The sequence below is a fragment of the Bradyrhizobium sp. CCBAU 11430 genome, from assembly GCF_028128855.1.
Taxonomy (GTDB): Bacteria; Pseudomonadota; Alphaproteobacteria; order Rhizobiales; family Xanthobacteraceae; genus Bradyrhizobium; species Bradyrhizobium ottawaense.
Map to the genome: position 1 here is coordinate 409,131 of NZ_LBJV01000074.1, position 7,931 is coordinate 417,061.

A 7,931-nucleotide genomic window follows, 5' to 3' on the forward strand; every position below is an offset into this window, starting at 1 on the left:
GAAAGGGGGCCCTGCGGAGTTCTACTCCGCGGGGCCTTCGCTTGCTGCAGAGGCGCTTGCGCGAAAGCGTGTCATAGCCCAATCGGTGACCGCCGCGAGCGCAAAGCCGAAGCAGGCCGTGAGCGCGTCGACCAGAAAGTCCTCCAGCCGGGCGTGGCGTCCGGGTGCCCAAAATTGCATCAGCTCGAGCACGCCAATCAGGACGACCGCGGCTCCTGCGCCCGGCAGGCGCCGCCGCGGATAGGCGAGGCCGAAGGCCAGTCCCACCAGAATGAAGGCGAGCGCATGTTCGCCGTCCTGGCCGAGGTCGGAATGGGGCCGCAGGCCGGGGGGACCGAGGGTGGCGAAAGTAACGGCGGCCGCGAGCAGCCAGGCAAATGAACGTATCAAAATGGACATCCGGTTCGCTTAGCACAGATTGGCAGCGGACCGGTACAGTCCCTCCATCAGATCGCTGTGTAGTTAATGACAAAATGTTAAAGCGGCTCGCGTACGCCGAGCCCGTGCATGAAGCGTTCCCGGATTTGTACGGGATCACGCCTTGTGGTGCCGACGCCCGGCTTGTCGTCGATGCGGACCGCGATCAGGCTCGGCGCGGCGGCGGACATCGCCGCATCGACCAGGCGCTCGAAATCCTCCTCGTCCGCAGCCCAGGCGCTATTCGCAAGGCCGGAGCCTGCGGCGATGGCAACGATATCCGCGACGCTTGCCGCGGGTGTCGGCTGCGCGCCGGTAATTTGATAGATGCCGTTGTCCATCACGATCATGATGAGGTTCTTCGGCTTCAACGTCGCGATCGTCGAGAGCGCGCCGAGCTGCATCAAGAGCGAGCCGTCGCCTTCGAGCGCGAAGACGCGGCGGTCGGGCTGCGCGAGCGCCACGCCGAGCGCGATCGGGAAGGCGAGGCCCATGCTGCCCAGCATGTAGAAATTCTGCGGACGATGCCCGGCGGCCCAGAGGTCGAAATTGGTGTTGCCGATGCCGCCGATCACCGCTTCCTCGTGCTTGAGCTTTGCGATCAGGCGCGAGGTCACATCGAACCGGTTCATCACCTTGGTATTGCCAGTGTTCATGGTGGCGCTCACTTGTCGAAAACCTTGCCGCCGGTGAGCAGCGGGTTGAGGATCAGGGCCACCGGCGCCTGTGTCGTGACAGCCTGCTTGATCGAACGGTCGGCGATGAATTCGAGCTCGTCGAGCCGGGTAATGGTGTGGTGCTCCAGCGCCAGCGAATCCAGCACCGGACGCATGGTGCGGCAGACCAGCGACTGGCCGTAGTTGAACTCGCCGAGCGTGCCGCGCTCGGACACGAACATGATCAGCGGGATCTGGTAGGGCACCGCGAGCGAGGCGAGCACATTGGCGAGGGTGGCAAAGCCGGAGGTCTGCATCAGCACCGCGCCGCGCCGCCCACCCATCCAGGCGCCAGAGACGATGCCGACGGCTTCCTCCTCGCGGGCGGTGGCGAAGGTGGTGAAGAAGGGATCGGCATGCAGGTTCTTGATCAGGGGCGTCAGCACCCGGTCGGGCACGTAAGGGACGAGGCTGATCTCGTTCCGCTTCAGGGTCTGCAGGACGATGCCGTGCCAGCTCCCGTCGCTGGACGCCTGTCCCGCTTGCGTCTGCTGTTCCGCAATCGCCATTGCGTTCTCCCTTGGCGTATTTTCTTGGGCCGCGCATCTTCTTGGTTCTTTCCGTCGCGCGACCGGCCGAACTTGACGGAGCGGGCGGGATTGTCAACATGTCCGGGCCGCACCGTGATCTGCGCTGAACGGCCTGTCGTGGTCGGCACCGCCATGTCATAAGCGGCGACAACGAGAAAACGGGAGGGGGCACGGACGGGCGCGCATCGCGCCGACCTTGCGGATCTCCCTGGAGAGCCGGAAGGGTCCTGATGTCCGTCAACAATAAGCGCGTCTTCTACGTCAAATACCTGGCCAATCCGATCTATATCGACATCCTGAAGGCGCGGTCCGACGTCCGGCTCGATCGTATCGAGAACGAGAGCCCCGAAGATGTCTACGCGCCGATCCTGAGCGCGGCGCATGTCTACCAGATCGGCGCCGCCCGGGACGAGCTCGCCCCGCATTTCCACGTTGGCGCCGCCTTGCTGAAGCGCACGCCGAACCTGCTGCTGGTCTCCAGCAATGGTGCGGGCTTCGACCCTGTCGACGTCGAGGCCTGCACGGATGCGGGCGTGCTGGTCGTCAACCAGTCCGGCGGCAATGCCCATTCCGTCGCTGAGCACGCGCTGGCGATGATGCTGACCTTGTCCAAGCGCATCATCCAGTCCGATCGCCGCCTGCGCCGCGAGCGCGACGTCAACCGCAATGATCTGGTCGGCAACGAGGTCGAGCACAAGACCGTCGGCATCATCGGCCTCGGCAATGTCGGCCGTCGCATCGCCGCGCTGTGCAAGGGCCTGCTCGGCATGAAGGTGCTGGCCTACGACCCATATTTGTCGGCCGAAGTGATGGCCGAACGGGGCGGCGAGAAGGTCGAGCTCGACGAGCTGTTGCGCCGCGCCGATTTCGTCTCGATCTCCTGTCCGCTCGACAAGGGCAGCCGCAACATGATCAGCACGCGCGAGTTTGGGCTGATGCAGCCGCATGCGTATTTCATCACCACGGCGCGCGGCTTCATCCACGACGAGGATGCGTTGCTCCAGGCCCTGCGCGACAAGCGCATCGCCGGTGCCGGCCTCGACGTCTGGTCCAAGGAGCCGCCGCCGCCGGAGCATCCGCTGCTCCAGTTCGACAACGTGTTGGCAAGCCCGCACACCGCGGGCGTCACGATCGAGGCGCGCCAGAACATGGGCCGGATCGCGGCCGAGCAGGTGCTGGACACGCTCGACGGCAAGCGCCCGCCACGCATCATCAATCCCGAGGTCTGGCCGCGTTATGCGGAGCGCTTCAAGCAGGCTTTTGGCGTGACGCCCGGGTAGGGGCGCGAAGGGTCAGCGCTCCGATCATTGGTTACCACGACGGAAAGGCAAAGCGTCGCATCTTATCGAGCGGGTAAGTGAACGCGTATCACTTGTCCTGTAGTTGAAAGCCCATGAGCATCTTCTCGATTGCGACATCCGGACTTTCCGCGGCGAGTTTGCGCGTGAACGTGGCCGCGAGCAACATCGCCAATGTTCGAACGACCGGCCCGCTGCCGACCTCGGGCGGGTCGAGCCCGTCGGCCGTTACAGGCAGTCCGGGCATTGCTCCGACGTTTCCCGCGGCTTACGTGCCATTGCGCGTCGATCAGGTCGACCAATCGAGCGGCTCGACGCCGGGCGGCACGACCGCGAAGGTGTCGACGGTATCGCCGAGCTATACCGCGCAATCAGACCCAAGCGCTTCCTTCGCAAACCAGGATGGGCTGGTCGCAGCGCCGAATGTCGATATCGCCAGCGAATTCGTTCAGCTGGCGGCCGCCAAGTACAGCTTCATTGCCAATGCGAAAGTCATTCAGGCTTACGCGGAAACGACAGAGTCGCTCCTCGATATAACCACATGAGGGCGGACTGCCGCCGGAATGGGCGGCGGGAACCTTGCCGGCCTTTTGATCCGCGTCAAAATCTCCTTCCCCGGTCCGGCTTAAATGGGACTAGAGTGCGGCCGGGGCAGCAGGGAGGTCCCATGTCAACCTATGTCGTCAAGTTCATGAAGGATGTGCTCGGCGAGTACGGCCGGCAGAGCGAGATTTGCCAGGGTACGCTGGAAATCGACGCCTCCGACGAGGACGAGGCCAGGGAGCGGGCGAAGGCCAGGTTCTGCAAGGACCAGGCCCTGCATCACTGGTCGCTGCATGCCGACCGCATCCATGTGCGAGCGGCCGACTTTCCGTCTTGAGGTCTACCGGCCCGGCGCCGTGACGGGCGGGGGCGCCGTGGTCCCCGCGCCGAGCGATCGCTGCACCATGACAGTGTCGGACCAGCGGCCGTGGCGATAGGCTACGCCGCAAAGCAGGCCGGCGCGCGCGAAGCCGAACTTCTCGTGCAGCGCCAGCGAAGGCGCGTTGTCGGCGTCGATATAGCCGATCATCTGGCGGAAGCCGGCCGCCGCACAAGCATCGATCAATTCCTGCAGCAGCAACCGTCCGACGCCGCGGCCGAGTTGCTCGTGGTGGACGTAGATCGAATGCTTGGCCGTGTAGCGATAGGCCGGGCGCTTGCGGAACAGCACCGCATAGGCATAGCCGACCACCTCGCCGCGAAAGGTTGCGACCAGATGCGGCAGGCGGGTCTGCTTGAGGTTCTTGCGCCGGTCGCGCAAATCGTCCGGCTCGGGCGCGCCGGTTCCCTCGATGTCGCGCGCCACGCCGTTGCGGACGTGATGGCGGTAGATCGCCAACATTGCCTCGACATCGCTGTCGCGTGACGGCCTGACCAGGACGGCTTCGTCGCTCGCGCGCGCAGCTGTTTCGTTCATTCGCACCTACTCGGCAACGACGTAAGTATAGAGCCCGATGCGCCCCTGGGCATCGATCTCCTTGTAGACGCCCTGGATCTCGACGTCGAAGCCCGGAAACGTGTTGAAGCAGGTTTCGAACATCTTGAGATAATCCACCATGGGCTTGGCCCGCTCGGTCAACCGCTCGCCGGGCACGATGGTGGCGATGCCTGGCGGATAGACCACGAAGGGCGTGGTCGCGATGCGGCCAGCGATGGCCTCGATCGGCAGGTAGTCGACATCGTTCTTGAACAGATAGCGGGCAGCATCGCGAGGCGACATCGCGATCTCAGGCATGTGCTCGGGCATGAACTGCCGGGCCTGAAGCGCGCTGACGTCGGCGGTGCGGAAGAACCGGTGCATCTCGCCGCAGAGATCGCGTAAGCGCACGCCGGCATAGCGCGCCTGCCGCCGCTGGTAGAACTCCGGAATGACGTCGGACAGCAGCGCATTGTCATCGTGCAGCTTCTTGAAGGCGACCAGGCCGGAGATCAGCGTGCCGGCCTTGCTCGCCTCGACGCCGGGGGTGAGCAGGAAGAGCAGGGAGTTGAGGTCGTTCTTCTCGGGAACGATGCGGTTCTCGCGCAGATATTGCGCCACAACGGGGGCGGGGATGCCGTGCTCGGCATAGGCACCTGAGCGGTCGAAGCCGGGGGTGAGCAGCGTCAGCTTGTTCGGATCTGTCATGGCAAACCCCTCGGCCATGCCGGGGAAGCCGTGCCAGTTGGTATCGGGAGAGAGCTGCCACAGCGCGGGATTGGTGGCGAGCTCATCGGTCGAGAGGGTTTCCCAGGCGACGTTGTGGACGGCGCCGGGGCGGCCGACATCCGGAATGGCGACGCGGTCGGGAACGAAGGGTTCGAAGAACCAGCGCCGATCGGCGTTCTGCTCCTTCTCTTCGAACTCCCTCCGCATCGCGCGGATCTTCTTGCGCAGCTCGATGCCGAGGCGGATGGTGTCGTCCCACAGCACTTCGCCTGAGCGGCCCTTCATCATCTGGGCGCCGACGTCGAGCGAGGCGAACAGCGGATAGAAGGGTGACGTGGAGGCGTGCTGCATGAAGCTCTCGTTGAAGCGGCGGTGCTCGACGCGCCGCTTCTGACCGCGGATGTGGCGGTCCTTGATGTGGATCTGTGATGCCTGCGAGAAGCTGGCAAGCTGCTTGTGGGTCGATTGCGTCGCGATGATGCCCGGTGCTTCCGGCGGAAGGTTCGCCAGCCCCATGGCGAAACGGCCGGCATAGAGCGGGTGGAATTTCATGAATCCGGCCCAGGCCTCGTCGAACAGGATGTACTCGCAGAGATGGCCGATGCGCTTCAGGATCATCTCGGCGCTGTGGATCGTCCCATCATAGGTGCACTGTTCGACCACGGCGACGCGGAACGGCCGCTCCTTGCGCCAAGCCTCCTTGTCCGTGACCAGCTGGTGATTGCGGATCGCCTCGCGCAAGGTTTTCTCGTCCAGCACGTCCCAGCGCATCGGTCCGATCAGGCCCCAGGCGTTGCGGATGGTCGGCACGTAAACCGGGACGCCGCCGTTGATCATCAGCGCGCCGTGATGGGCGGCCTTGTGATTGTTGCGGTCGAACAGCACGAGGTCGCCGTCGGTAACGAGGGCGCCGAGCGCGACCTTGTTCGAGGTCGAGGTGCCATTGAGCACGAAATAGGTCTTCTCCGCGCCAAAAATCTGCGCGGCTTCCTTCTGCGCCTTCAGCGCCGGCCCTTCATGGGTGAGGAGGTCGCCGAGATCGAGCACGGAATTGTCGAGGTCGTCGCGGAACACGGATTCGCCGAGATGCTCGACGAAGACCCGGCCGATCGGGCTGCGGTTGTAGAATACGCCGCCATTATGCCCCGGGCAGGTCCAGAGCTGGTTGCCTTCCTCGGCATAGTCGACCAGGGCGCCGAAGAACGGCGTCTTCAGCGTTTCGGCATATTGTTTGAGCCGGCTGATCAGATTCTTGGCGATGAAGGTCGGCGTCTCCTCGGACAGGAAGACGTAGCCGTCGATGAAATCGAGCACCTCGACCGGCAGGTCCTCGAAGCGCTTGCGCCGGATCAGCAGGATAATCGGGAAATCGAGGCCGCGGCGGCGCATCAGGTTGATCAGCGCCGAGGTCTTGCCCTCCAGGCCCTTCTTGCCCCAGTCCACCACCATGCACCCGATCGCGGCATCGGTCTGCACCGCCATCTCGGCATCTTCTAGTTTGCGCGCCCGGACCACCTCGAAGCCGGAGCGCTGGATCTCCTCGATGATCTGGTTGAAGCGGACGCCTTCGAGATCGTCGGCGTCGAATACTGGTGCGGCGAACAGGAAGTTGAAGCGCTTGAAATAATCCATGGTCTGTCCCGAATGTGCGAGAAGCACAGCTCTCGGCACATTCGATGACAGTTCTATGACAGTGGAGCGGGATGGCCCCGGCTACCGCTTCGCTTCGCCGAACACCACGGTCGGCACCGCACGGTTGACGATGTCGCGTAGGGCAAAGCTCGATTGCACGCGTGCGACGCGCGGCAGGCGGGACAGCTCGGTGCGGTGGATGCGCTCGAAATCCTGAATGTCGCGTGCGAGCACGATCAGGATGTAGTCGTCGGTTCCCGACATCAGGAAGCAGCGCACGACGGAAGGGCATTTCACCACCTCGGCCTCGAACGCCTTCAATGCGTCGTCGCTCTGGCTCTCCAGCGCGATGCGAACCAGCACGGTGGTGGTGAGGCCGAACTGGGCCAGATCGAGTGCGGCCTGGTAGGCCTGGATGTAGCCCTCGTCCTCCAGTGCCTTCTGCCGCCGGGCCAGCGCCGTGCTGGAGAGCCCTACCTTGTTGGCAAGCTCGGTGTGGCTGGCACGTGCATTGGTCGTGAGTTCCGCGAGGATCGCGAGGTCTTTCCGGTCGAGGGCCAATGTTTCGTTTCCAGCGTGAAAGGGCGGCTTGGCGCCGGAAACCGGCGCGGGCCTGCCGAAACTAGCGGATATTTGCACGAAACCAAACCGGCCCCGTCGCTACGATGAGGAACCGAATCAAGGCGTTGGCAAAGGAGCCCAAAAGATGCGCGTCGGTGTGCCCAAGGAGATCAAGGTGCAGGAATATCGCGTCGGGCTCACCCCGGGCGCGGTCCGCGAATATGTCGCGGCCGGACACCAGGTCACGGTCGAGACCAGCGCCGGCGGCGGCATCGGCGCGCCCGACGAGGTGTATCGGCGGGCAGGGGCCACCATCGCCGAGAGCGCCCGCGATATCTTTGCCAAGTCCGACATGATCGTGAAGGTGAAGGAACCGCAGAAGAGCGAGTGGGTCCAGCTCCGAGAAGGCCAGATCCTGTTCACTTATCTTCATCTTGCGCCGGATCCGGAGCAGGCCAAGGGCCTGCTTGCCTCCGGCTGTACCGCGATCGCCTATGAAACCGTCACGGACGCGAACGGTCACCTCCCGCTGCTCGCCCCGATGAGCGAAGTCGCCGGCCGCCTCGCCATCGAGGCCGCCGGCGCCGCG

General features: G+C 64.3%; 9 protein-coding genes and 1 pseudogene. 4 read left to right on the forward strand and 6 right to left on the reverse strand.

What is annotated here, in order from left to right; all coding sequences use genetic code 11:
* Positions 1–21: 21 nt before the first annotated feature.
* The 3 genes from XI04_RS38600 to XI04_RS38610 form a co-directional block, all read right to left on the reverse strand.
* Complete coding sequence (locus XI04_RS38600; protein ID WP_028142373.1) at positions 22–399, reverse strand: hypothetical protein; 378 nt, start codon at positions 397–399, stop codon at positions 22–24.
* 77 nt (positions 400–476) lie between these two features.
* The gene (locus tag XI04_RS38605) at positions 477–1,073 is read right to left on the reverse strand and encodes a thiamine pyrophosphate-dependent enzyme (RefSeq protein WP_271609414.1); all 597 of its coding nucleotides are present in this window, start codon (positions 1,071–1,073) and stop codon (positions 477–479) included.
* An 8-nt stretch (positions 1,074–1,081) separates the two neighbouring features.
* A complete protein-coding gene (locus XI04_RS38610) occupies positions 1,082–1,642 on the reverse strand; it encodes a thiamine pyrophosphate-binding protein (RefSeq protein ID WP_152103243.1) in 561 nt (186 codons plus the stop codon).
* 251 nt (positions 1,643–1,893) lie between these two features.
* On the opposite strand from XI04_RS38610, the gene XI04_RS38615 reads away from it, so the two are divergent.
* The 3 genes from XI04_RS38615 (at position 1,894) to XI04_RS38625 (ending at position 3,841) form a co-directional block, all read left to right on the forward strand.
* Complete coding sequence (locus XI04_RS38615) at positions 1,894–2,943, forward strand: hydroxyacid dehydrogenase (RefSeq protein WP_152103242.1); 1,050 nt, start codon at positions 1,894–1,896, stop codon at positions 2,941–2,943.
* 113 nt (positions 2,944–3,056) lie between these two features.
* Positions 3,057–3,506: a flagellar basal body rod protein FlgC gene (locus XI04_RS38620; RefSeq protein WP_028142377.1), complete on the forward strand. Its 450-nt coding sequence runs from the start codon at positions 3,057–3,059 to the stop codon at positions 3,504–3,506.
* A 122-nt stretch (positions 3,507–3,628) separates the two neighbouring features.
* Positions 3,629–3,841, forward strand: coding sequence for a hypothetical protein (locus XI04_RS38625; RefSeq protein ID WP_018315882.1), 213 nt, complete (start codon positions 3,629–3,631; stop codon positions 3,839–3,841).
* Between the two features lie 3 nt (positions 3,842–3,844).
* Here XI04_RS38625 and XI04_RS38630 read toward each other — a convergent pair whose 3' ends face one another.
* From XI04_RS38630 to XI04_RS38640, 3 genes are all read right to left on the reverse strand, one after another.
* Positions 3,845–4,420 carry a GNAT family N-acetyltransferase gene (locus XI04_RS38630; protein ID WP_028142378.1) on the reverse strand — a complete coding sequence of 192 codons (576 nt, stop codon included), beginning with the start codon at positions 4,418–4,420 and terminating at the stop codon, positions 3,845–3,847.
* A gap of 6 nt (positions 4,421–4,426) precedes the next feature.
* Complete coding sequence (locus XI04_RS38635) at positions 4,427–6,781, reverse strand: Orn/Lys/Arg decarboxylase N-terminal domain-containing protein (protein WP_271609415.1); 2,355 nt, start codon at positions 6,779–6,781, stop codon at positions 4,427–4,429.
* An 81-nt stretch (positions 6,782–6,862) separates the two neighbouring features.
* Positions 6,863–7,342, reverse strand: a complete 480-nt coding sequence (locus tag XI04_RS38640) for an Lrp/AsnC family transcriptional regulator (protein WP_028142380.1) — start codon at positions 7,340–7,342, stop codon at positions 6,863–6,865.
* A 145-nt stretch (positions 7,343–7,487) separates the two neighbouring features.
* Between XI04_RS38640 and XI04_RS38645 the strand changes: the two are divergent.
* Positions 7,488–7,931, forward strand: a pseudogene (locus tag XI04_RS38645) (alanine dehydrogenase); the annotation flags it as partial.